This is a genomic window from Serratia sp. K1WW1 (genome assembly GCF_055790865.1).
In genome coordinates this window covers 2,595,308-2,617,880 of record NZ_CM147697.1, presented here as the reverse complement: position 1 = coordinate 2,617,880, position 22,573 = coordinate 2,595,308, and the positions used below count along the sequence as shown (strand labels likewise).

The window sequence follows — 22,573 nt, the reverse complement described above, 5'->3', positions numbered from 1 at the left end:
CTTTTTGGTCTTCACTTTTCCCTATCTTTCACCATGCCAGCCCGCGTCAACTACTGACGCGGTGCCGTCAATCGGTTACAATTGCAGGCTGTTTTGTGGTTGAGCGTCGCCTGCGATATGCGGCGGCGTCCCTGCTGGGCTGCAAGTTGTGCGCCAAGGCGTTTTGCAGACCAATAGAGTAAAACCACCTTTTGATCCGGAGGGCGTACTGCACGGCCCTCGTTTGTCATTTAAGGTAACCCGGTGAATATTCAGGCTCTTCTATCAGATAAGGTCAGCCAGGCGCTGATTGCCGCAGGTGCGCCTGCCGATTGCGAAGCTCAGGTTCGTCAGTCCGCAAAAGCGCAGTTTGGTGACTATCAGGCCAACGGCGTGATGTCCGTTGCCAAAAATCTTGGTATGCCGCCACGACAACTGGCAGAGAAAGTCGTGCAACTGCTTGACCTGGGTGACATCAGCAGCAAAGTGGAAATTGCCGGCCCGGGCTTTATCAATATCTTCCTGAACAGCGAATGGGTTGCCCGCCAGGCCGATGCCACTCTGAGCGCTGAGAAGCTGGGCATTGCCCCCGTTAAGCCGCAAACCATCGTGATCGACTATTCTGCGCCCAACGTGGCGAAAGAAATGCACGTGGGTCACCTGCGCTCCACCATTATTGGCGATGCCGCTGCCCGTACTCAGGAATTCCTGGGCCATAAAGTGATACGCGCCAACCATGTGGGCGACTGGGGTACCCAGTTCGGCATGCTGATCGCCTACCTGGAAAAGATGCAAAACGAGCACGCCAGCGATATGGGGCTGTCGGATCTGGAACAATTTTACCGCGAAGCCAAGAAAAACTACGACGAAGACGAAGATTTCGCTCTGCGCGCCCGTGGTTACGTGGTCAAACTGCAAGGCGGCGACCAATACTGCCTGAAGATGTGGCGCAAGCTGGTGGATATCACCATGGCGCAGAACCAACTGACCTATAACCGTCTGAATGTCACCCTGACCGAAGATGACGTGATGGGCGAAAGCCTGTACAACGCCATGCTGCCGGGCATCGTTGCCGATCTCAAGGCAAAGGGGTTGGCGGTAGAAAGCGAAGGCGCCACTGTGGTGTTCCTGGACGAGTATAAAAATAAAGACGGCGATCCGATGGGTGTCATCATCCAGAAGAAAGATGGCGGTTACCTGTATACCACTACCGATATCGCCTGCGCCAAATACCGTTTCGAGACCCTGGGGGCCGATCGTGTTCTCTATTACATCGATTCGCGCCAGCATCAGCACCTGATGCAAGCCTGGACTATCGTGCGCAAAGCAGGTTACGTGCCAGACTCCGTCTCGCTGGAACACCACATGTTCGGCATGATGCTGGGTAAAGACGGCAAGCCGTTCAAAACCCGTTCAGGCGGCACCATCAAACTCTCCGATCTGCTGGATGAAGCCGTTGAACGCGCCAGCAAACTGATTGCCGAGAAGAACCCGGACATGCCTGCCGATGAAATGAAGAACGTGGCTAACGCGGTTGGCATCGGTGCGGTGAAATATGCCGATCTGTCGAAAAGCCGTACCACGGATTACATCTTCGATTGGGATAACATGCTGACCTTCGAGGGCAACACCGCGCCGTATATGCAGTATGCCTATACCCGCGTTGCCTCGGTGTTCAAGCGTGCTGGCGTGGATGAAAGCAACCTGACGCTGCCGTTGGTGATGACCGAAGAGCGTGAAGTCGCGCTGGCAACTCGCCTGCTACAGTTCGAAGAAACCCTTACCGTAGTCGCACGTGAAGGTACACCGCACGTGATGTGTACCTATCTGTACGACCTGGCGGGGCTGTTCTCTGGTTTCTACGAGCATTGCCAGATCCTCAACGCCGAAAGCGAAGAGGCCCGTCAGAGCCGCCTGAAGTTGGCTCTGTTAACCGCCAAAACGTTGAAAACCGGTCTGGATACGCTCGGGATCGAAACCGTCGAACGTATGTAATCCATTCCATAGCCGAAAGGTCGCGTTAGCGACCTTTTTGTTATCTGATGATTAGCGGTGGGGTATCAATCTACCCGCCGGGCGAAGTCTCTAGGACGGAAACCAAGGATCCCCAACACCGCGAAGTAGGCAACAATCCCCGCAGCCACCACGACCGAAAGACGTAGTAAGCGAGCCAGCATATTGCCCTGATCCCATTCCGGCATCAGCCACATCACGCCAAGCAGTACCGCAGCCATCACCAGCACGGCGACTACCAGCTTGAACAGGAACATCGCCCAACCGGGCTGCGGTTGGAAAATATCCTGCTTGCGCAGTTGCCAATACAGCAGCGAAGCATTCAGACAGGCCCCCAGACCAATCGACAGCGAAAGCCCGGCATGCTTCAGTGGGCCAATAAATATCAGGTTCATCACCTGGGTCAGGATCAGCGTAATGATAGCAATCTTCACCGGGGTTTTGATGTCCTGGCGCGAGTAGAAACCCGGTGCCAGCACTTTCACCACGATCAGCCCCATCAAACCAACCGAATAGGCCACCAGCGCACGCTGGGTCATCGCCGCATCAAAGGCGGAGAACTTGCCGTACTGGAACAGCGAAACGGTTAGCGGCTTGGCCAGGATGCCTAACGCAATCGCACTCGGTAAAGCCAGCACAAAGCACAGACGCAGGCCCCAGTCCATCAGGCGGTTATATTGGTCATGGTTTCCGCTGGAGAAACTCTTCGCCAAGGACGGTAGCAGAATGGTTCCCAATGCCACGCCCAATACTCCAGACGGGAACTCCATCAGGCGGTCGGCATAATACATCCACGAAACCGAGCCGGAGACCAGGAACGAGGCGAAGATGGTATTGATGATCAGCGAGATCTGGCTGACCGAAACCCCCAGGATCGCTGGCCCCATCTGGCGCATCACACGCCATACGCCCGCGTCATTCAGCTTCAGGCGCGGCAATACCAGCATGCCGATTTTCTTGAGGTGCGGTAATTGATAACCCAGTTGCAGCACGCCCCCCACTACTACCGCCCAGGCCAAAGACAGCACCGGTGGATTGAAGTAAGGCGCGGCAAACAGCGCAAAGCCGATCATGCTGACGTTCAACAGCGTTGGCGCAAAGGCCGGAATGGAGAAACGGTTCCAGGTATTGAGGATCGCCCCCACCAGCGAGGCCAGCGAAATCAACAGGATATACGGGAAGGTGATACGTAACAGCGATGAGGTCAGGGCAAACTTATCCGGCGTATCGGTAAACCCCGGAGCCGTAATAAAGATCACCCAGGGCGCGGCCAGCATGCCAAGCACGGTCACTACCGCCAGCACCAGCGTCAACAGGCCGGAAACGTAGGCAACAAAGGTGCGCGTCGCCTCTTCACCCTGCTGGCTTTTGTATTCCGCCAGGATCGGTACAAACGCCTGGGAGAAAGCCCCTTCCGCAAAGATGCGGCGTAAAAGGTTTGGCAGCTTGAACGCTACAAAGAAAGCATCCGTAGCCATCCCTGCCCCAAAAACGCGTGCCACGATGGCATCACGCGCAAAGCCCAGCACCCGTGAAAACATGGTCATCGAGCTAACGGCTGCCAGTGATTTAAGTAGATTCATGTGGTTTTTCTGATGAGTACGACGGGTAAATATCAACGCCTGCATCGGCAGGCGTCAGTTGAGTGGCGTTAGTCTACGGCTCCACGCCGTTAATAGCTACCGCCATATGTTACATGGGGTTAACTGGCATCACGCAGCATTTTCTCGATCAATCGCTGGGCGTAAATGGCCTGTTCTCCGGCAGTTTCCGGCGCGGTCTGGTTGCTGATGGACTGAATAAAATGGTGCACCGCACCGGCAAAACCGCGTTGTTCCAGCGTGGTTTGCCAGCCTGGGGCTGGTTTCTCGAGCACGCCTTGCGGGTCTTCCCGCAGCCATTGGCGCATATCGTTCAGTTGATAGACTGCACCGTTGGTAACGGCCTGCACGCTCTCCCGTTGGCTGCCAGCACGCCGGTGCATACTGGTCGTAACGATGGTGTCACCGCAGGTAAAGTGGTGTTCCGCGTAAAGCATCTCGCCCGCTTCGTTTGCGCGCAGTTGGCCACTCTGCAAGCTGGCGCTACCGCCGCCCAACCACAGCGCGGTATCCACCACGTGCAGATAATCATCCAGCAGGGTGAATCGCAGATCCTTTGGCCCGACGCTATCGGCGCGGTGTTTATCCATACGGATCGAGGCCGGTAGGTGCATTTGCTGTTTCAACTGACGATACAGCGGCGCAAAACGGCGGTTGAAGCCCACCATCAGTGCCACGCCCTGCTTTGCGGCCAGTTCGATCAACTGTTCGCCCTGCTCCAACGTTTCCGCCAGCGGTTTATCCACATAGACGTGTACGCCCTGCGCCAACAGTTCACCCACTACCTGAAAATGGCTGGCAGTGCTGCTGTGTACGAACACCGCATCACACTGTTGCGCCAGGCTATCAAGACGAGAGAAATAAGGCATACGATAGCTGTCGCATACCGGCTGGGCTTTTTGCTGATTCGGTGAAAAGCCGCCAACAAGCTGCCAGTCCACCGCTTGAGAAAGAATGGGCAGGTAAGCCTTTTGCGCGATACCGCCTAAACCCACTACTCCGATACGCAGTTTACTCATGTGAACCCCGCGCCAGTAGTTGCTGTACCTGCTGTTTCAATTCGGCGACTTCGGCCTCCAGACGCACTACGCGTTCGGTCAATTCACCCGCATTGGCCTCCTCAGCTTCAGCCGGAGCCGCATCGATCTGGCCGCTGAACAGGTGCATAAACCGGCTCTCCCGCTTGCCTGGCTCACGCGGCAAACGCACCACGAACGGCCCATCCTCACGGGTCGTCAACTGTTGCAACACTTCTTCCACTTCGCTGACGTCGCTAAATTCATGCATCCGGTTGGTGCGGGTACGCAGTTCACCCGGCGTCTGCGCGCCGCGTAGTAACAGGGTCGCAATCACCGCCACTTCGGCCGGTGACAGTTTCAGTTGGCCGAACTCGGAGTTGCAAAAACGCTGCTCATACTTGACTACCCGATTACCAAAACCACTTAAGGTGCGCAGGAAGTGCCTTCTTAACAGTAAATCAAGCTGCTGCTGGACTTCGCTTTCCGATAGGTCCATCACCGGCTCGCGGTTGGTTTTTTGATTGCAGGCCAGCGTTATGGCATTGAGGGAAAGGGGATATTGGTCAGGGGTGGTCACCTGCTTTTCCATCATGCAGCCGATCACTCGGGCTTCTTTGGCATTTAATTCATATTTCATTGGTACGGCCTCAGCGTGGTGGTTGCCACTCTTTATTGGTCAATGCGGTCAGCACATGATCCTGCCACTGTCCGTCGATCAGCAGGTAATCCTTGGCATAGCCTTCGCGTTCAAAACCGAGCCGGGTCAGCAACGCTCCGCTGCGTTGGTTATGCGGCATATAGTTGGCCATAATGCGATGCATCCGCTGTTGGCGCTGCATATAACGGATGGCCGTTTGCAACGCTTCGTACATCAGCCCCTGCCCTTGCCACTTCTCACCCAGGGAATACCCCAGGAAGCAGGCATGGAACGAACCGCGCAGCACATTGCTGAAGTTGGCGACTCCGCACACATGGAGTTCTTCCGGATCGAGCAGGATAAAATAATAGGCGCTGCCCTGTTTTTGCATTTCCGTGATCATAGCCAGGCGGGCTTGCCAGCCAGAGGGATAACAGTGGCTATCATCGCGCACCGGCTCCCAGGGCTTCAGGAACGCCCGGTTTTCGGCATAGTATTCGGCCAGACGGTAGGCATCACGTTCGTGAACTAAACGGACAACCAGCCGGTCGGTGGTAAGGCGTATTTTCGGTGATGCAGAGCGATAGCCAAACATCATTTCCCCCGCGGTCAGAACGGTTCGATAAGAAGTATTGATTGGGTCAACGTCTACAGGCTCAGGCGTTATCTCGCATGACTCATGACAGACCATCGGCGTAAAACCGCGTATTCCCCCGGTAATATAACCGTAGCCCGCCCGACAGGTAAGCCCCTGAGCGCTCAGTAAATAGCCAGTTAGCCGTTTTGCCCATTTTTAAGTGTAGTTTTGCCACTCAGGTAACGTATTGACGATTAAAAAATATTATCTATCGCCCCCCTATCAGCCTTTACGTATTGGGTACAGAATAACCGGGTAGTCTTTCTCTCCTTTTAACTGCTCGTGGTGAAGCATGTCTCTGGTATCGCAAGCTCGGAGCTTGGGTAAGTATTTTTTATTGTTCGATAACCTGTTGGTGGTTTTAGGCTTTTTCGTCGTCTTCCCACTTATTTCTATTCGCTTTGTCGATCAACTTGGCTGGGCGGCCGTGGTCGTGGGGCTGGCTCTGGGATTACGCCAGCTCATTCAGCAGGGATTGGGGATCTTCGGCGGGGCAATTGCCGACCGTTTTGGCGCCAAACCGATGATCGTCACCGGCATGCTGCTGCGTGCGGCGGGCTTTGCCACCATGGCGATGGCCGATCAACCCTGGATACTGTGGTTTTCCTGCGCGCTGTCCGCTATTGGCGGCACCCTGTTCGATCCCCCCCGTACCGCGCTGGTGATCAAGCTGACCCGCCCGCATGAACGCAGCCGTTTCTATTCGCTGCTGATGATGCAAGACAGCGCCGGTGCCGTGATCGGTGCGTTAATCGGCAGTTGGCTGCTGCAGTACGATTTTCATTTCGTCTGCTGGGTGGGTGCGGGTATTTTCGTGCTGGCCGCCGGTTGGAATGCCTGGCTGTTACCCAACTACCGGATCTCTACCATACGCGCACCGATGAAAGATGGCATGATGCGCGTGCTGCGCGATCGCCGCTTCCTGACCTATGTATTGACGTTGACCGGCTATTACATGTTATCGGTGCAGGTGATGTTGATGCTGCCAATCATGGTCAACGAGATCGCCGGTTCGCCGTCGGCGGTCAAATGGATGTACGCCATCGAAGCCGCGCTGTCGCTCTCATTGCTATATCCACTGGCCCGTTGGAGCGAAAAGCACTTCCGGCTGGAACAACGCCTGATGGCCGGTTTGCTGCTGATGACCCTCAGCCTGCTGCCCGTCGGCTTTGCCACCAGCCTGCAAGCGGTGTTTACGCTGATCTGCTGCTTCTACCTGGGATCGATCATCGCCGAACCGGCACGCGAGACCCTGAGCGCCTCGCTGGCCGATTCTCGGGCACGCGGCAGCTACATGGGCTTTAGCCGCCTGGGGTTGGCACTCGGTGGCGCATTGGGCTATACCGGCGGTGGCTGGATGTATGACACTGGCAATGCGATGGGCATGCCGGAGTTGCCCTGGTTCCTGCTGGGGCTGGTGGGCTTTATCACGCTGTTTGCCTTGTACTGGCAATTTAATCCGCGTACTGCGGCCCCCGCCATCCTCCGTGGTGGCTGATTTTTGCCCGGGCGCATCCCTTGCGCCCAGTCTCTGGCGACCTAATCTGCCAAAGTTGCTATCCTGATAGTACGAAAAACGGCGCAGAAAGGCTTATGATGGAGCATCATCCCACAACAAGCTGCGCAGCGGCCCAGACTGGCTGCTAAACCCGACCACAGGAGCATGCATGAAACTGTTTATCTACGATCACTGCCCATTCTGCGTAAAGGCCCGCATGATATTCGGCCTCAAGAATTTACCGGTGCGTTTGGTGACCCTGCTAAGCGATGACGAAATCACCCCCACCAGCATGATCGGCAAGAAAATGGCGCCAATCCTGCAAAAAGACGACGGTAGCTATCTGCCCGAAAGCATGGATATCGTGCATTACGTCGATAACCTGGACGGTAAACCGCTACTGACAGGGAAAACCAATCCGGCCATCGCCGCGTGGTTGCAACACACTGCCACCTACGTCAACAAACTGCTGTTACCGCGCTTTGCCAATGCCGATTTCGAAGAGTTCGCCACTGACAACGCACGCCGCTATTTCAGCGACAAAAAACAGGCTGCCAGCGGTGATTTTTCGGTGTTACTGGCCGACAGTGCCGACCTGATCGCCCAGTTGGAAGAGGATCTGGCCACGCTCTCTCCGCTGATCCAGTCTTCGGAAGCGGTCAACGGCGCTCTCAGTGAAGATGATATCCATCTGTTCCCGCTGTTACGCTCACTGTCGATCGTGGCCGGTGTCGCCCTGCCGGACAACGTGGAGGCTTACCGCAACCGCATGGCGCAGCGCGTTGATATTCCATTGTTGTTCGATATGGAGCAATGATCCGCAACGGCGATAAGGGAGTCACGCGCAGATGTTAAAAATGTTTTTTGTCACCGCTCGTGACCGCGCCAGGCTGCAAGAAATCTCATCCGTACTGATCCGTTACGGTTTGCAGGACGTGATCAGGCTGCTCGGGTTAGGCAAGTTGCTTGGTGGCCTGAGCAGCGGCGGCGTGGAGGTCGATAATCAGACATTGCCAGAACGTCTGCGCGTGGCCCTGGAAGCCCTGGGGCCAACCTTTGTTAAATTCGGCCAGATCCTGGCCACCCGCACCGACCTGCTGGAACAGCGCTGGACCGACGAGCTGGAGCGCCTGCATAGCCAGGCGACAACCCTGCCCTGGGAAAAGCTGGCCGCGCAGATCACCGCCGATCTGGGCGGTGACCCTCAGCAGGTCTTTGCCCAATTCGATCCGATCCCGCTAGCCGCCGCCTCTATGGCGCAAATCTACCGCGCCCGCCTGCACAGTGGCGAGTCGGTGGTGGTAAAAGTATTGCGCCCCGGATTAGCCAAAACCATTCATGCCGATCTGCGGCTGTTGGCCTATCTGGCAGAAAGCGTGGAGCAACAAAGCCCGGCGCTGGCACGATATCGCCCACATCAGATGGTGCAAACGCTGGCTACCGCGCTCAATCACGAGCTGGATCTGACGCATGAAGGTAATAATTGCGATCGGGTTGCGGAACACTTTGCCAAACAGCCCGACGTGGTGATCCCGAAAATTTATTGGCAGCACTCGTCAAAACGCCTGCTGGTACAACAGTATCTGCCCGGCATCGCGCCCGAAAATCCGCAACAATTAGCCGCCGCCGGGTTCGATGGCCCGTTGCTGGCACAGCGTGGCGCGCAGGCTTTTATGGCCATGGTGCTGGAACATCGGCTTTATCACGCCGATCCTCATCCCGGTAACGTGATGGCCCTGGGTGACAACCACGTAGGGTTTATCGATTTTGGCATGGTTGGCCAACTGTCGGAACGGCGGCGTAACCAGCTGCTGCTGTTGCTGCAGGCCATTGCGGAGCGCCAGAGCGACGGCATCGTCAATACGCTGATCGCCTGGTCTGACAGCCAGGAGCTGGATCTGATCGATCTGGAACAAGCTGCGCAAAACTTTCTCGATAAGCAGGCTTCGAGCACCCTGACGCTAGGCAAGGCACTCACCGACCTGTTAGTGATGGCCCGCGAGCACCAACTACCATTGCCCCCCGATCTGGTGCTGTTGTTCAAGGCTCTGATCACCGCGGATGGCGTTTTGCATCGCTTGGATCCCGCCTTTGATATCGTTGCCACCCTCAAACCGATGCTGCGCCAGGTGATGCTCCAGCGCTATACACCCGAAGCGCTGCGCCGTCGTGCTCTATTGCTGGGTGGTGAGGCGCTGGATGCCGGAGAGGAACTGCCGCAGGCCATTCGTTTGCTGATGCGCCGTTTAAAGCAGGGCAAGATCGATGCCGAAATCAACGTTAAAAACCTCAACCAGCTCAGCAAGGCTCTGGAACGCGCGGCGGTCACGCTGGCCATTGCGATCGTCACGGCAGCATTTGCACTGGGGCTGGCTCCTTATCTGATGCGTTCCACCAGCCACCTGTGGGGCATTCCTCTGTTCCCCGCGCTCGGCGGGCTAACCTGTCTGGGAGGCGTGGTGCTGTTGGTATGGCGGCTGCGGCGATAGGTAATTTCATCCTTATCCGACCAGGTAAAAAACCCTTTGCGCCGCATCATCTGTTATCCTGCGAGCTGAAATTTTTGTTTGCTGGCAGTCACCTTTGGTTTGCAATAGCCAAAGTCTGCCGCATTTTCGTTTTACGAGGTTTGAATGAAGAAAATCCTGATGGGCATGGCTGCCCTGGTCGTTGCCGGTACGCTTGTCGGCTGTAACCAGCTTACCCAATACAGCGTCAGCGAGCAGGAAGTGAATAATTACCTGCAAAAACACAACGACTACCAAAAGCAGATCGGCGTGCCGGGGTTGGTTGATGCCAATATCGTGTTAACCCAGTTGCAGAGCCAGATTGGCCGCACTGAACCTAACAAGGTGACACTGTCTGGTAATGCCAAGGTCAATATTACTTCGATCCTCGGGCCACAGGCTGCCGATTTGCAGCTAACGTTGAAGGCGCAACCGGTCTATGACCGCGAAAAGGGAGCGATCTTCCTCAAGGACATGGAGTTGGTCGATTACCAGGTACAGCCGGAGAAGATGGATACGGTGATGAAGGCTCTGTCGCCTTACCTGAACCAGTCGTTGAAATCATATTTCGATCAGAAACCGGTATATGTTCTCAATGCGGATAAGAGCAAAACGGAAGCCATGGCACTCAAACTGGCTAAAGGGTTGGAAGTGAAGCCCGGTCAGTTGGTGATCCCGTTTACCGACTAATCGTTCTCAGGGGCGCAGTGCTTACTGCGCCCACGTTCATTTACTCTTGTTCGTCCTTCCCTTCTTCATCCTGCTCATATTCTGCTAGCTCATCACACATTGCAGCGATGGCATGGCGAGCGATCTCTGACAAAGTACGGTAAAAACCGCTGGTGGCGTGTGCCTCGACCTTACCCAGGAAGCGGCCACACCAAGGCAGCAAGAACTCGTTAAACAGCGTGATTTGCGCCTGGACTTCATCTTCCTGCGACTGATCTTCCAGCCAGGAGGCGGCCAGCAGCAGCGAACCGAAATGATCGGCTGGCGCTTCGCCTAATGGCATCCCACGCTGCTGGAGAAATACCCGCACGTCCGCTTCGCTGGCACCTTCAACGTAAGATGAACGCAGTGGTGAGACGCTGCACTCGCTGCCGACAAACAGAGCGTTAAAATCGGCGGCCAACTGCGGATCGGTACAATGCTGTTGCAAACGAGTCAGCAGTTCGTCCTGCTCGAGCGGCCAGTGTTGTTGCAGTTTGCCCTCTTTGATCAAGGTAAACAGCGGCTCCAACAACGGATCCTGCGGCTGGCGGTAAAACAGCGTGCCCAACACCCGGCAGACAACGGAAAACTCATTCATGATAACACCCTATAAAACTAAAATTTGCCGTGACGATGTCACAGATCGGCTAATTCCGCAATTGCCGGTCTGCCACGCTGCTCAAGAAAGTTCAGGATCCGGCGCGGTGACACATTTAAAATGCGCTCCTGCGGGAAATTCACTTCTTCAATGATACGTTCGCAGTGTTCAAAACCACCGAGAGCAAAAGCCACGTGCGAGTCTGAGCCTAATGCCAGCCAGCCGCCCGCGTCACGCACTGCGGCCGCTATCGCACGGCAATTTGATTCACTGCCCTTGCGGGAATGAATAAACGAAGAGTTATTCAGTTCCAGCGCTACCTGATATTTGGCTGCCGCTGCGGCTATCGCCGGGATATCGACCGGATATTTGGGGTTGCCCGGATGGCTGATGATATGGACATCGCCCTGCGCCATGGCGGCAATCATCGCCTCGGTGTTGGCGGCCCGATCCTGCGGTGCAAATACCGGCTCATGGAACCCGGCAATAATCAGATCGATTTCGTTGAGCATGGGTCCGGTGCAGTCGATATCACCGTCCAGGTTTTTGATATTGGCTTCAATGCCGCGCAGAATGCCAATGCCATCCACCAGGCGTGGCCACACACGCATGTTCATAAAGTGCCAGTAGTGTGGCGCATCGGCCATATCCGGCCCGTGGTCAGTGATGGCGAACAGTTTGATGCCTTTTTGTTTCGCTTCGGCGATATAGTCGTGCAGGGTGCTATAGGCATGGGTACTGGCTACGGTATGCATATGTAAATCAACGGGGTACATTCTTTCTCCTTCTTAGGCCCTCGCCAGGGTCAGCGGATGGCGGGCCGATCCTTGTTCATGATAGCAGTTAACGCAGCTATCGACATGTTAGCGGGTTGTGAAAGCATCAATAGCCACGCTGAATATCAACCAGGCCTGAAGGCTGTTCACCCGCCTCAAGCCGCAGAAGGTTGGCGCTAACCTGATCCATCGCCTGTTCCGGCAGGGTAACAGCAGCAATATGCGGCGTAATCGTGACACGAGGATGACGCCAGAAGGCATGAGCGGACGGTAACGGTTCGTTGACAAAGACATCAAGCATGGCGGCCGTCAGTTGCCCTTGTGCCAACATCGCCAGCAGATCGTCTTCCACCAGATGGGCACCGCGCGCAATGTTGATCAGGTAAGCGCCCGGCACCAAACGGTTAAACAACTGGCGGTTGAGGATACCCGCCGTTTCAGGCGTATTGGGCAACAGGTTGATCAGCAACCGCGTGCCATCAAGAAACGCCGCTAGCTGAGGTTGCCCGGCAAAACTCTGTACGTGCTCAATCTGCTTGGGGCTGCGGCTCCAGCAGCGGACGTTAAAACCGAATGCAGCCAGCTTTTGCGCCACGCTTTTCCCCAACACCCCAGCACCCAAAACGCCGATAGTGAAATCGCTCTGCTGATGAGGTTCAAGCGGCAACCAGTTCTGCTGCTGTTGCTGCAACTGATACTCATCAAAACGGCGAAAATAGCGCAACACGCCAGCCAGCGCGTATTCGTCCATCTGTTGCGCCATGCCGGTATCCTCCAGCCGGATCACTGGCACTCCCGCCGGTAGGCTGCCGGGATGCTGGCGCTCCTGTTCAAGGATGGCGTCTACGCCAGCCCCCAGAGCAAAGATCCCTTTCAGATCGCGGCGGTTGGCCAGCATCTCATAAGGTGGCCGCCATACCAGCGCGTAGTCCGCCGGACGATCGTCCCCCGGCTGCCATGCCCGGATATTCGCCTGTGGTAAGCGCTTCGCCATGCCTGCCAGCCAATCTTGCGCATCAAAAAACGGGTGATAGAAAATGATATTCACTGCCAGCTCCCTTGTTGGGTGGATTTTTAGCTATCCTTTCGCGCTTTGCCGCACGATGCAAGAATAAACTGACACTAAGAAGGCGGAATTATCGTGCGACAAATCAGCAGATTGCTGGAAGTTTGGCTAAACGCACGCGGTAATGTCACAAGGCTATTGACGCTGGGATCAGATTCTCCTACATTAGCGCCCGTCGACAGCGTAAACGTTGCCGATGACAAAACGGTGAGGTGTCTGAGTGGCTGAAGGAGCACGCCTGGAAAGTGTGTATACGCGTAAGTGTATCGAGGGTTCGAACCCCTCCCTCACCGCCATATATGAACCCCAAGCTTTTAATAAGCTTGGGGTTTTTGCTTTTTACAGTTTTCGCGTATGCCATTCAGTATGCCATTAGCTTTTGTCTTCAGTTGCTTTGCTTTGATCCATGTTGGACTCATGCAGAGTAAACACAGGTTATTCATCAGCTAACGTCTCCCCCACCATACTTACCTGATTTTTAACGTCCCCTGACATGACCACTATACGAGAGGCCAGTTTGTCTGCCCATCAAGCTTGCAAACAGTGATTGGCTTATACACGTTCTGGCAGTACGCCGGGGTAATGCTTGGCGATGATGTCGTTCATCTTGTCCATCAACACCGGCTTCTTAAATGTCAGGTGCGCTGAGCCTTTCATAAAGTATTTTATCGAAAAATACTCATCTTCATACACCTTCGCCATTTGCGGATTGGCACGAATATGCTCATACAGCCGTGTGGTGATATCGCTACGGTTATCAGGCAACGGTTTACCATCCAGTAAATGCAGCATCCTCTCCAGATCGGCCAGTTGGTCACGCCGATAACTGTGGTTCAGCGTAAACCCCCATTGGTTGTAACTCACTAGATTGGTCACGATGATCTTTTTGCCAAAATGGCATGGGCTGTTGGTTTTGTAATGCCAGGACAGCCCTTTGAACACGTTGATCACCCCTCGCTCAAACACCTCACCCTTGCTCTGATGCAGTTGCTCAAAGGTACTGAGAATATTTGCTTCGCTGATGGCAGGAATATTATCGCCTTCCAGGTTTCTGTACCACTGGTCACGCGCCTGAGCATCCATCACGCTCAGCATTCCTGACTTCTTCATCAGATCCCGCCATATATCGCGATCAAGATTGCGGGTGATCACGGGTATGGCCGTTTCGGCTTTCTCCATCAACCAGCAGCCGCAGCGGAAGTCTTGTTTCATTGCCCAGTCTCTTGCCACTCCACCGCCAATGCTGTTGGTGATGGTTGAGATGTCCGCAATCTGGTGGATAAGAGCTTCAATTTGCGTAAGCGCGGCGTTACGCCCGGTGACGATACGTTCGATACTGGTAGAGCAAATGACTTCGGTATGGTCGGTGAGCACATCGGGTTCAATCACGGTATTCAATGTTGTCGACATGGCAGGGTTCCTTAAAAGCAAAATGCCTGCGTCATGGCAGGCAGGTATAACAATAGGGAGATGAGTGTGTTACGGCTTTATGTCGGTGTTTGGTAGACCGCCAGATAGACGTGGCCAAAGCTACCCAAGGTATCGGCTTCGCAGGTAAAATCAGCGTGCTGCACCTTGACGCAATGCTGACGGCGCGGATCTAATGCCCCCGACTGTAATTGTGCTTCCAGTTTTGTCAGCAGTGCTGAAAATGTCACCTCAAGCGCCTGTACCGTGTCGGGTGAGAACGTACCGACAAAACCGGCACGGTCAGACAGAAAATGCAGGTGGTTGCCCTGTTGGACCAGTCGGGCTCCCAGACGCGGCGTGATGTCTCGCTGCAATCCCCAGACAGGTGACGGAATGCTATCTTCATGAGTGGGGGCGTGGTTATCGGTATCTTTCATGGCTGAATATCCTTATTAATGTACAACGCCAGCACAGAGGCTGGCGTGTTGAGGGTAAGCAGGAGATTGTCAGGCGAGGCGGCAAATTGCGGGACTTCGCAATCCCAGCGCACTGCGGGCACGTAGCATATCCCCACCGCTCAACAGCGGGTCTTGTGCCATCAGGCTGAATCCAGGGCGATCAATGCGTACCAGATCGAATTTCTCCACCAGTTCATTGACGGTTTCTCGTACCGTAACGCCATGCTCAATCTGTTGGGCAATCGCCTGTTCGTCGTGATACTGGGTATCGTTAAGCTCCAGGCCGTAACAGTGAGCCAGCAGCCAGGACAACAGCTGCTGGTATTCAGTTCGTGCTTGATTGGCGTTGGGCGTGATGCGGGGTATTTTGTCGAAAGTCTTCATGCAGGTAGCTCCTTAACACAGCGGGGAAACCGGGAGTTGGCAATGGTGGGTAAGCCAATGGGCTACCTTGCGCCATTGCTTCAGCGGTACGTCAGATTCAATCGTCCAGATATTGGGGCACTGCGTATTGGCCAGCAATAAGGTGCTCATCACCAACCACTGGTACGGATAGCCCCGCGTGTCGCAGCGGATCAGGGCATAGGGTGTCTGACGTTGATATAGGATGAATGGGTCACCCGCCAGGTGCGTCAGTCGTTCACCGTTAAAACCGATCATGCCTAATCCCATCAGGTTGTTGTCGAACCGGTATCGGCGGTTGCCAGCGTGTTCACAGATAACCGGCGCGGTGTCTAAATCCAGCGAATCGGGTTGCCAATGCAGCTTCTGATAAGCAGTGGTGAACGCCTGGCATAAGGCTTGCCAGTCTTGTGATGACACGCTGCCATGTTGCAGAAAATGGAATATGCCAGGCACGAGTGATGTGCTCGTGTTCATGAGTAAATATACTTTTAAATTAAATGGATAATGCGAAGGTGAAATTTGGAGGAGTATTACCAATCGAAGGTGGTAAAGCCGGGCAAAACGTCACCTAGGGCATCGATATGCAGGTAGGTGAGTTGGTGTCGCTTTATCAGCGTGGTGACCAGATGGCGGCAGGTCTTGGAAAGCCCCAGCCGTTTGAGTTGCAATACCGGGTGGGTCCACGCATCTAATCGCAACAGATACCCTGTACCCGAAAACGAGATCCATTCACCATCGCTAAACTCATCCTGACAGGGTGAGATCCGGTACAGCACCGCATTATCATCTTCACTGATATGGGCCGTACTGCATTGCAGGCCAAAACGTAAAAGCGGTGTTGTTGCCATCATCGGCTCTTCTCCTCTATCACACCCGTTCGTGGATAACGGCGTTGATGATGTGCCAATACCTTCTCACGCCATTCTGGACAGATCTCAGGGGCCATCGCCAGATAACGTTTTGGGCAGGAGTAATAGTAGGGATGCACAGACTCATCCATCGCCTTATAACCCCAACTACCGCCTGAACCCTGCATCAGGGTGCAATGGATCGCAGTTTTGAGTGCTTTAGCTGGATCTTTGGGGGTACTTTGAACAACAGACCACAGAACATTGCCCCGTAGCGCATGCGCCAACGTAACATGTTGATAGTTTTCGGTATCGTCAGTTTGGATCAGTGCCGCGATCAGCTCACGGCGAGATCGGTGTAAAAATAGCCAACCCATAGAAAATGCTCCTTGAAAATGAGGTTGAGAAAATGAGGGGGGATTACTATCAGCAAAGCAACCAGCCACGTTCAGCCAGCGAGAGCGGCTCACCATCGCCAATGATAAGATGATCCAGCACGCGGATGCCCACCAGGTCCAGTGCATTAACCAGACGATCCGTAAGGGTACGGTCGGCTTCGCTGGGGGTCGGATCTCCTGCGGGATGATTATGGGCCAGTGCCACCGCAGCGGCCTGGTGGTGTAATGCCCGGATCACGACTTCGCGGGGATAGATGATGGTGGCATTGAACGTACCTACCGAGAGCGTTTCACTGGCGATTAGCCGGTGGCGATTATCTAAAAACAGCACCATAAAACATTCACGGCTTTGGGGTTGCAGATGGAGTTTGAGCCAGGCTTTAACTGCATCAGGTGAAGTCAGGCTGTAAGGCCGTTGTTTAAGCTGGGTTTCGAGGATCGCCAATGCCTGGCTGACAATCTGCTGCTGGTGGGCGGTGAATGTTGGGGACTGTGTGAGCGATTGGGTGTGTTGCATGGGAATACCTCGTTTCAGTCAATCAGAGCAAAAATGGCACGGCTGTCGAGATGGTGTAATGCATATTCACGCAGGCGATAGAAATGTTCAGTCATAGCCTCGCTTTCGGTTCGACAAGCGTGGTGACTGAAGGCCATCAGGCAGGCGGTAATCCCCGCCGCTTCAGGATTCATTTCTGCCCCGTTACCGTTCATTGTATTGAACAACCGCCATTTATTATTGGTATCGTTGTCAACTTCTGGAGCCATAAAGGCTCCACCGTTACTGAGCGTGTAAAACGCCCACTGCCCACCATGGTAATCGGCACACAGGCGATCCAGCCAACCAAAGACGTGAGCCTCCAGAATGAGCCATTGCGGTATGCCGCCGAAATGCTGCAGCCAGAAGCGAGAGCGCTGGTTGCCAGGCACAACAATGGCGGTCAGAGTTGTTGATTGAGAGGGGGGATTAGACAGTTCAAAATGCATGTTCATAGATAATATCCTCATTGATGAGACAAATAACAAAACAGGCCCCTCCGGAAAACCGGGGAGCCTGTGCTTTGAGGTAGGTAATAAAATAATGTATCGATTTAATAGAGGCTTATCGAGGAGCTGGTGGTCATTGACGGCCTCTCCCTTGCCTTCTTGAAAACCGTTATCACAGTGATAACGGACAAGGTGTTTCCCTGGATGTTGACGTAATAAAAGCGTTGCTGGAGTGTTATCGATATACCGACAACCACACTCATCTTATCGGCCCATAAACGGCAAAGATAATGGGTTGTGCAGATCAATAACCAAAAACCGATCGTTAAAACCGATCGTCTACATATGATGGGGAAATTGCAGACAACGCCCATCAACAGTCCGGCAACGAGAAGGAGTGAGAATGAGGTGTAACTGGGAGTGGGGTCAGATATCGAACAACAACCAGGTTCATTGTCCAGTAGTAGTTGATGTTCGTTTACTTGCTGAACACCGGCGGGGACATGCTGCATCAGGCAACCGCCTGCTTAAGTTGCTCCGCCATCACCCATAATGCCCGGTTCAACTTGATATCGCTATCAATCCCATTTATCGCACGGGTTCTCGCCTGTTTACCCTGGGCACTACGTCCATTCAATCCTCCTTTGGTGAGATTTTCTTGCACCCGTTGAAATGTGCTCCACAAATCGTCTTTCTTGTCTTCCCAGCGGCGGGGCATCAGAATTTGAGATTCGGTGACCGGATGATATTCCTCGCCGTAACGGTAGGTCAGTGCGGCATGTGCTAGCGCATGTTGATGTTCCGGCGTCAACGTTAACGCCAGCATGCTTTCTCGGCTTTCTTCTATGCGATCAAATATCCCCAGTACCTCGTAAGCTCCCTCAATAACCTTTTCCACCGCATCGCCATGGTGTGGCACGCGAATTTCACCAAAACTCTGACCACAGACCAACCCATTACTGCAAATTTGACGAAACCAGCCTGGCAGCATCTGGTAGCTGCTGGAGCCATCGTGACTGTTGAGCAAGACAATCTCCTGGACTTCCTTCTGGGTGATCTGCCCTGAACGACGTAATCTGACCATATGCTTCGTATGTTCACGTTTATCAAGATCACGTACACGAGTCTGGCAGGCGAAGAAAGGTTCGAAGCCTTCTTCGCGTAATCGATCCAGTAAAGTGATAGTAGGAATATAGGCGTACCGGGCACTGCGGGAGGCGTGTTTATCCTCTCCCAATACGCTAGGCACGTAATGTGCCAGTTCATCAACAGTTAATGGGCGGTCGCGGCGAACGGAATTCACCCGACCAAAACGGCTGGCTAATCTCATGTTTAATTCCTTGTTAAACTGAATATAAGAAAAATACCATGTTCCTGTCAGAGGCATGGTCTGTAAGTAAGCGCTGGTGGTATGAAGTTTGGGTATACTGTAGCTGGCCATATCGCGATTCAGCATAATCTTGGGTTCAGAGGGAAAAGATCCAGTCAGCCAGTAATTGATCACTGCTGATGGGAAGTGAAAGGCTGACATGTATCCCCTACCCTATTTATTCAATAGTGATATATTCCATGTGAAGAATTATGCCATTAGCATTAGATGAATAAAGAATACTTCACACCATTCCTCTTGATGATATAGCTCCATATTCGTATGCATGTAACACACGTTAAGAATCAACAACACTGTCAGCATGAGAACAATTAACTTCAGAGTGAATACTATGTATAATTACACTTTAAACCGCCTGTTGTTGATACTTTCTTCTTCTATTGCAATTTCAAGAATTTACTAATTTAGTATGTCGGGTTGGTATTATAATAATATAGTACAACTAATAATACAGTAAGTGAATTACCTTAAATATTCATAACAATAATTCGCTAGTAATGTGAAAGTATATTTCAAATAAAAAACAGTATGAATATATTTTGAGAAATAACGTTACTAAACAATCTTCGTGAGTTACCTTATTCAGTATGTTACTGTGCAGCATATCCATGCTACGCCATGAAATCTAACCTAAGGAGTAAACAAACCATGAATCAGAAGATAGCTATTAACCCGCATACCTCAGGACCAATTAATCTACAAACCTACAAGAGGATAGAGGAAACACTGGATAAAGCCCTTAAAGAGCATCCCAGAACATTGGTACTCAGAATAGACCTCTATATCCCGGATACAACCTTCAATGCAGACTCTAAGCAGATGACCCGGTTTATCGCATCTCTCAATGCTCAGATAGACGCAGATATACAGAAACGCAGTAATACAGGGGCAAGGGTTCATCCGTGTACATTACGATTTGTATGGGCAAGGGAGTTTCATCAGGATGGTCGAAAACATTACCATGTGTGTTTATTCCTCAACAAGGACACTTACGCTTTTCCCGGTACATACCACCCAGATGAAAACGGTGAATACACTCATAACCTCTCCCTGATGATTATGGAGGCTTGGGTGAGAACACTAAAACTCAACAAAGAAAAAGAGTACCAAAAGCATTATAACCTCATCAATTTTTCGGATAACGGTTACTACCACCTGAATAAAAACCAGATAGGCTTCATTATAGGCTATCCGTTAATGCTCAACAGGCTGCGTTATCTTGCTAAAGAGTACAGCAAAGACTCGTCAGACGGTCAACGTAACTTTGGGTGCAGTCAGTATTAATCGGTAAATTATTTTATTACTGACATGTGGATTTTGAGAAGGAAAAGTGTCACCGGTGAACCCTCACCCATAACGACGTTTCTTCATACCCCTTCAGAATTACCTATGGAGACAGTCATCTTGACAACTCGGAATACCAATACCAGCCTGCTTAACGATAAAATAGTTGATATGGTTTTTATCACCAGCTTTACTGGTCTAACTGACAAATGGTTCTATAAGCTGATTTAAGACGGTGCATTCCCCAAACCGATTAAGCTTGGTCGTAGTTCCCGCTGGATGCAGAGTGAGACTGAGAACTGGGTACAAAATCGTATTAACCAATCCAGACAATAAGTTAATCACAGTCATTACAAACAGTTAAGTGGGAATGGTTCATTAAGCAACCTGTAATACTCTTGAAGACTATCACACCACAAAGCCAGTAGATTCATCATCTTAGCTGTTAAAACCTCTCAGAATGCGTTACAGAACGTTTTACAACGTATATATGCTCTGACTAGCAAAGTTACAACACGTTTAAACAGGACTATCGGAAAAGATGGCATACCGACTCCCTTTAATACTCCCCCCAGTCACAGTGAAAAAATCAATAAATATACTAATACAGTCCAACACAAAAATACTTTCGTCCGATGCAAGCTAATTACCTAATCGGGTATTAACAACATAGAATTATAGTAGTACGTTGCTCTCGTTGCTTCTCACTCATGTATCTCAACTGGAGCTATTTATGTATCATATGCCCGAAAAAAACATGTTCCCACAACAGCACTTCCCACCACAACTCAATTGTGTGACTCAAGTCATCTCTGGCAGGACTCAGGCTCCTGTCGAGTTGATTATGGGGACATGCTTGAGTGCGATGTCACTGGCATCTCAGGCACTGGTTATGTTCCAGTATAGCGATGGAAGAACGAGTCCAGTCTCGCTGTACAGTGTTGTCATAGCCGAGTCAGGGGAACGAAAAACGGCTGTTTTTAATCAGGTAATGAAGCCTATACTTGAATTTGAAAGAGAGGCTTTGAAAGCGTATTCAGAACAGCTCAAAGTGTATGAAGCAGATTCACAGGCATGGAAGGCTATCAATAAATCAATCATTAGGCAAATCACAAAAAATGAACAACAGGAAGAAGATAACACATCAGAGCAAGAAAGGTTAAGAGAGCATTATGCAGAAAAGCCAGAGCCGCCAAAGTTGCCTAAACTGCTTTACAATGACGCGACATACGAAGCTATCGTAAAAGGACTATCTGAAAATATAGGTTCTGCTGGATTGGTTTCAGATGAAGGTGGAGGGGTATTAAACGGACGGGCAATGAATAACTCCCCTCTATTTAATCAATTGTGGGATGGAGGTTCTTTTGATATTGAACGTAAAGACCACCGTCTAATCATTGACAACAGTCGGTTTATTATATTAATTCTGACACAATTGAATGAGTTTAACAATTTCATTAAAAAAAGAGGGGAACGTACTTTAGGCAATGGTTTCTTTGCAAGATGCTTATGGTCAGTCACAACATCAACACAAGGTAAGCGAACTCTACCTTCAGGAATCAAAAATGATGATGAATCTCTTGAAAAGTTTCACAGGCGTATTAATGAGCTATTAACATTAACAGCCCAAAATACACCACCACGGATCTTACATTTTTCATCTGAGGCGGAAGAGATATTCTCTCAGTTTCGCATTCATATTGAAAATCTAATTCTTAGAGATGGCAACAAACATAGCGCCTTACCTGGAATATTATCTAAAATCCCGGAAAATGCGGTTAGACTGGCAACGCTTATTCATTTCTTTTATGAGTTTAAAGGTAATGAAATTAGTAAAAATACATTGGGAAATATCATTACTGCAATTGAATACTATTACAATCAGGTTGTTGATTTGTTAACTCAGGGAGCAAGTAAAGAAGAGAAGGATGCAAAATTACTTCACCAGTGGCTACTACATGGCCCAATTAACCAATCTGGTGTCTGCGCGAGGGTTGTTAAAACACACATCAGGCGTTATGCACCTTATCAGCTCAGGGACGGTACTCGTCTAAACAGGGCTCTAAAGATACTTGAGGAGTATGGATATATTACTATCAGAAAAGATAGAAATACCAATGGAAGTATTACTCAATATGTGCATATAAATAGAAGTTAGTTTTACCTCATATTACACCCTGCTATTTGCTGCTATTCACAGCAGCAAATAGCAGGGTTCTTACTAGGTGGGCACTTGAAAATCAGTCTAGTAATTAAAAATCAGCCACAAGATTGAACGAGGTAATCACATTAATTAATCGCTGACATACCCTACTGTCATCCAAGAGCTAGAACGCTTGATATATATAGGTCCA

The 22,573-nt window shown here is 51.7% G+C and carries 23 protein-coding genes, 1 tRNA gene and 1 pseudogene; 9 read left to right on the top strand and 16 right to left on the bottom strand.

What is annotated here, in order from left to right; translation table 11 throughout:
- Positions 1-243 precede the first annotated feature (243 nt).
- A complete protein-coding gene (gene argS / locus ACX9GU_RS11800; RefSeq protein ID WP_473194885.1) occupies positions 244-1,974 on the top strand; it encodes an arginine--tRNA ligase in 1,731 nt (576 codons plus the stop codon).
- 65 nt (positions 1,975-2,039) lie between these two features.
- Here argS and murJ read toward each other — a convergent pair whose 3' ends face one another.
- The 4 genes from murJ to rimJ all read right to left on the bottom strand — a co-directional run bounded on the left by murJ (position 2,040) and on the right by rimJ (position 5,844).
- Positions 2,040-3,575 (bottom strand): murein biosynthesis integral membrane protein MurJ, encoded by a 1,536-nt coding sequence (murJ, locus tag ACX9GU_RS11795; RefSeq protein WP_473194884.1) that lies wholly within the window; start codon positions 3,573-3,575, stop codon positions 2,040-2,042.
- A gap of 119 nt (positions 3,576-3,694) precedes the next feature.
- A complete protein-coding gene (locus ACX9GU_RS11790) occupies positions 3,695-4,612 on the bottom strand; it encodes a Gfo/Idh/MocA family protein (protein WP_473194883.1) in 918 nt (305 codons plus the stop codon).
- Positions 4,605-5,249, bottom strand: coding sequence for a YceH family protein (locus ACX9GU_RS11785; RefSeq protein ID WP_024530482.1), 645 nt, complete (start codon positions 5,247-5,249; stop codon positions 4,605-4,607). Before ACX9GU_RS11785 ends, ACX9GU_RS11790 begins: the two co-directional genes overlap by 8 nt.
- A 10-nt stretch (positions 5,250-5,259) precedes the next feature.
- The gene (gene rimJ, locus ACX9GU_RS11780) at positions 5,260-5,844 is read right to left on the bottom strand and encodes a ribosomal protein S5-alanine N-acetyltransferase (RefSeq protein ID WP_024486700.1); all 585 of its coding nucleotides are present in this window, start codon (positions 5,842-5,844) and stop codon (positions 5,260-5,262) included.
- Positions 5,845-6,178: 334 nt separating this feature from the next.
- On the opposite strand from rimJ, the gene mdtH reads away from it, so the two are divergent.
- From mdtH to ACX9GU_RS11760, 4 genes are all read left to right on the top strand, one after another.
- On the top strand, positions 6,179-7,384 hold the full coding sequence (gene mdtH, locus ACX9GU_RS11775; protein ID WP_071683356.1) for a multidrug efflux MFS transporter MdtH: 1,206 nt from the start codon (positions 6,179-6,181) through the stop codon (positions 7,382-7,384).
- A 169-nt stretch (positions 7,385-7,553) separates the two neighbouring features.
- On the top strand, positions 7,554-8,201 hold the full coding sequence (grxB, locus tag ACX9GU_RS11770; RefSeq protein WP_473194882.1) for a glutaredoxin 2: 648 nt from the start codon (positions 7,554-7,556) through the stop codon (positions 8,199-8,201).
- A gap of 31 nt (positions 8,202-8,232) precedes the next feature.
- On the top strand, positions 8,233-9,873 hold the full coding sequence (locus ACX9GU_RS11765; protein WP_473194881.1) for an ABC1 kinase family protein: 1,641 nt from the start codon (positions 8,233-8,235) through the stop codon (positions 9,871-9,873).
- Between the two features lie 144 nt (positions 9,874-10,017).
- Positions 10,018-10,581: a lipoprotein gene (locus tag ACX9GU_RS11760; RefSeq protein ID WP_024486936.1), complete on the top strand. Its 564-nt coding sequence runs from the start codon at positions 10,018-10,020 to the stop codon at positions 10,579-10,581.
- Positions 10,582-10,621: 40 nt separating this feature from the next.
- Here ACX9GU_RS11760 and ACX9GU_RS11755 read toward each other — a convergent pair whose 3' ends face one another.
- From ACX9GU_RS11755 to ghrA, 3 genes are all read right to left on the bottom strand, one after another.
- A complete protein-coding gene (locus ACX9GU_RS11755) occupies positions 10,622-11,200 on the bottom strand; it encodes a TorD/DmsD family molecular chaperone (protein ID WP_024486937.1) in 579 nt (192 codons plus the stop codon).
- Between the two features lie 38 nt (positions 11,201-11,238).
- The gene (locus tag ACX9GU_RS11750) at positions 11,239-11,976 is read right to left on the bottom strand and encodes a PHP domain-containing protein (protein WP_473194880.1); all 738 of its coding nucleotides are present in this window, start codon (positions 11,974-11,976) and stop codon (positions 11,239-11,241) included.
- A 106-nt stretch (positions 11,977-12,082) separates the two neighbouring features.
- Complete coding sequence (gene ghrA / locus ACX9GU_RS11745) at positions 12,083-13,024, bottom strand: glyoxylate/hydroxypyruvate reductase GhrA (RefSeq protein WP_473194879.1); 942 nt, start codon at positions 13,022-13,024, stop codon at positions 12,083-12,085.
- A gap of 224 nt (positions 13,025-13,248) precedes the next feature.
- Here ghrA and ACX9GU_RS11740 point away from each other — a divergent pair.
- A tRNA-Ser gene (locus ACX9GU_RS11740) sits at positions 13,249-13,338 on the top strand.
- Positions 13,339-13,594: 256 nt separating this feature from the next.
- Here the strand turns inward: ACX9GU_RS11740 and ACX9GU_RS11735 are convergent.
- From ACX9GU_RS11735 to ACX9GU_RS11695, 9 genes are all read right to left on the bottom strand, one after another.
- Positions 13,595-14,452, bottom strand: coding sequence for a DUF4942 domain-containing protein (locus ACX9GU_RS11735; RefSeq protein ID WP_473194878.1), 858 nt, complete (start codon positions 14,450-14,452; stop codon positions 13,595-13,597).
- A gap of 77 nt (positions 14,453-14,529) precedes the next feature.
- Positions 14,530-14,889, bottom strand: coding sequence for a type IV toxin-antitoxin system YeeU family antitoxin (locus ACX9GU_RS11730; RefSeq protein ID WP_473194877.1), 360 nt, complete (start codon positions 14,887-14,889; stop codon positions 14,530-14,532).
- Between the two features lie 69 nt (positions 14,890-14,958).
- On the bottom strand, positions 14,959-15,294 hold the full coding sequence (locus ACX9GU_RS11725; RefSeq protein WP_473194876.1) for a TA system toxin CbtA family protein: 336 nt from the start codon (positions 15,292-15,294) through the stop codon (positions 14,959-14,961).
- A 12-nt stretch (positions 15,295-15,306) separates the two neighbouring features.
- The gene (locus tag ACX9GU_RS11720) at positions 15,307-15,789 is read right to left on the bottom strand and encodes a hypothetical protein (RefSeq protein ID WP_473194875.1); all 483 of its coding nucleotides are present in this window, start codon (positions 15,787-15,789) and stop codon (positions 15,307-15,309) included.
- Between the two features lie 56 nt (positions 15,790-15,845).
- Positions 15,846-16,166, bottom strand: coding sequence for a DUF5983 family protein (locus tag ACX9GU_RS11715; protein ID WP_473194874.1), 321 nt, complete (start codon positions 16,164-16,166; stop codon positions 15,846-15,848).
- Positions 16,163-16,540, bottom strand: coding sequence for a hypothetical protein (locus tag ACX9GU_RS11710; RefSeq protein WP_473194873.1), 378 nt, complete (start codon positions 16,538-16,540; stop codon positions 16,163-16,165). The genes ACX9GU_RS11715 and ACX9GU_RS11710 overlap by 4 nt, the downstream gene beginning before the upstream one ends.
- A 49-nt stretch (positions 16,541-16,589) precedes the next feature.
- Complete coding sequence (radC, locus tag ACX9GU_RS11705; RefSeq protein WP_473194872.1) at positions 16,590-17,078, bottom strand: RadC family protein; 489 nt, start codon at positions 17,076-17,078, stop codon at positions 16,590-16,592.
- A gap of 14 nt (positions 17,079-17,092) precedes the next feature.
- Complete coding sequence (locus tag ACX9GU_RS11700; protein ID WP_473195162.1) at positions 17,093-17,566, bottom strand: antirestriction protein; 474 nt, start codon at positions 17,564-17,566, stop codon at positions 17,093-17,095.
- 490 nt (positions 17,567-18,056) lie between these two features.
- Entirely contained in the window at positions 18,057-18,875 is an 819-nt protein-coding gene (locus tag ACX9GU_RS11695; RefSeq protein ID WP_473195161.1) for a DUF932 domain-containing protein, read from the bottom strand.
- 708 nt (positions 18,876-19,583) lie between these two features.
- Here ACX9GU_RS11695 and ACX9GU_RS11690 point away from each other — a divergent pair.
- The 3 genes and pseudogenes from ACX9GU_RS11690 (at position 19,584) to ACX9GU_RS11680 (ending at position 22,377) form a co-directional block, all read left to right on the top strand.
- Positions 19,584-20,219: an inovirus Gp2 family protein gene (locus ACX9GU_RS11690; RefSeq protein ID WP_473194871.1), complete on the top strand. Its 636-nt coding sequence runs from the start codon at positions 19,584-19,586 to the stop codon at positions 20,217-20,219.
- Between the two features lie 105 nt (positions 20,220-20,324).
- Positions 20,325-20,555 (top strand): annotated as a pseudogene (locus tag ACX9GU_RS11685) (helix-turn-helix transcriptional regulator).
- Between the two features lie 397 nt (positions 20,556-20,952).
- Entirely contained in the window at positions 20,953-22,377 is a 1,425-nt protein-coding gene (locus ACX9GU_RS11680; protein ID WP_473194870.1) for a YfjI family protein, read from the top strand.
- Positions 22,378-22,573: the final 196 nt, after the last annotated feature.

Excerpts from the sequence above, each read along its gene's own strand:
- ACX9GU_RS11695 (WP_473195161.1), bottom strand. The coding sequence starts at position 18,875 with ATGAGATTAGCCAGCCGTTTTGGTCGGGTGAATTCCGTTCGCCGCGAC.
- murJ (WP_473194884.1), bottom strand. The coding sequence starts at position 3,575 with ATGAATCTACTTAAATCACTGGCAGCCGTTAGCTCGATGACCATGTTT.
- ACX9GU_RS11700 (WP_473195162.1), bottom strand. The coding sequence starts at position 17,566 with ATGAGGATATTATCTATGAACATGCATTTTGAACTGTCTAATCCCCCC.
- ACX9GU_RS11750 (WP_473194880.1), bottom strand. The coding sequence starts at position 11,976 with ATGTACCCCGTTGATTTACATATGCATACCGTAGCCAGTACCCATGCC.
- ACX9GU_RS11680 (WP_473194870.1), top strand. The coding sequence starts at position 20,953 with ATGTATCATATGCCCGAAAAAAACATGTTCCCACAACAGCACTTCCCA.
- ACX9GU_RS11720 (WP_473194875.1), bottom strand. The coding sequence starts at position 15,789 with ATGAACACGAGCACATCACTCGTGCCTGGCATATTCCATTTTCTGCAA.
- ACX9GU_RS11690 (WP_473194871.1), top strand. The coding sequence starts at position 19,584 with ATGAATCAGAAGATAGCTATTAACCCGCATACCTCAGGACCAATTAAT.
- mdtH (WP_071683356.1), top strand. The coding sequence starts at position 6,179 with ATGTCTCTGGTATCGCAAGCTCGGAGCTTGGGTAAGTATTTTTTATTG.
- ACX9GU_RS11735 (WP_473194878.1), bottom strand. The coding sequence starts at position 14,452 with ATGTCGACAACATTGAATACCGTGATTGAACCCGATGTGCTCACCGAC.
- ACX9GU_RS11755 (WP_024486937.1), bottom strand. The coding sequence starts at position 11,200 with ATGAATGAGTTTTCCGTTGTCTGCCGGGTGTTGGGCACGCTGTTTTAC.
- grxB (WP_473194882.1), top strand. The coding sequence starts at position 7,554 with ATGAAACTGTTTATCTACGATCACTGCCCATTCTGCGTAAAGGCCCGC.
- ACX9GU_RS11790 (WP_473194883.1), bottom strand. The coding sequence starts at position 4,612 with ATGAGTAAACTGCGTATCGGAGTAGTGGGTTTAGGCGGTATCGCGCAA.
- radC (WP_473194872.1), bottom strand. The coding sequence starts at position 17,078 with ATGCAACACACCCAATCGCTCACACAGTCCCCAACATTCACCGCCCAC.
- ACX9GU_RS11785 (WP_024530482.1), bottom strand. The coding sequence starts at position 5,249 with ATGAAATATGAATTAAATGCCAAAGAAGCCCGAGTGATCGGCTGCATG.
- rimJ (WP_024486700.1), bottom strand. The coding sequence starts at position 5,844 with ATGTTTGGCTATCGCTCTGCATCACCGAAAATACGCCTTACCACCGAC.
- ACX9GU_RS11710 (WP_473194873.1), bottom strand. The coding sequence starts at position 16,540 with ATGGGTTGGCTATTTTTACACCGATCTCGCCGTGAGCTGATCGCGGCA.
- ACX9GU_RS11765 (WP_473194881.1), top strand. The coding sequence starts at position 8,233 with ATGTTAAAAATGTTTTTTGTCACCGCTCGTGACCGCGCCAGGCTGCAA.
- ACX9GU_RS11725 (WP_473194876.1), bottom strand. The coding sequence starts at position 15,294 with ATGAAGACTTTCGACAAAATACCCCGCATCACGCCCAACGCCAATCAA.
- ACX9GU_RS11730 (WP_473194877.1), bottom strand. The coding sequence starts at position 14,889 with ATGAAAGATACCGATAACCACGCCCCCACTCATGAAGATAGCATTCCG.
- ACX9GU_RS11760 (WP_024486936.1), top strand. The coding sequence starts at position 10,018 with ATGAAGAAAATCCTGATGGGCATGGCTGCCCTGGTCGTTGCCGGTACG.
- ACX9GU_RS11715 (WP_473194874.1), bottom strand. The coding sequence starts at position 16,166 with ATGATGGCAACAACACCGCTTTTACGTTTTGGCCTGCAATGCAGTACG.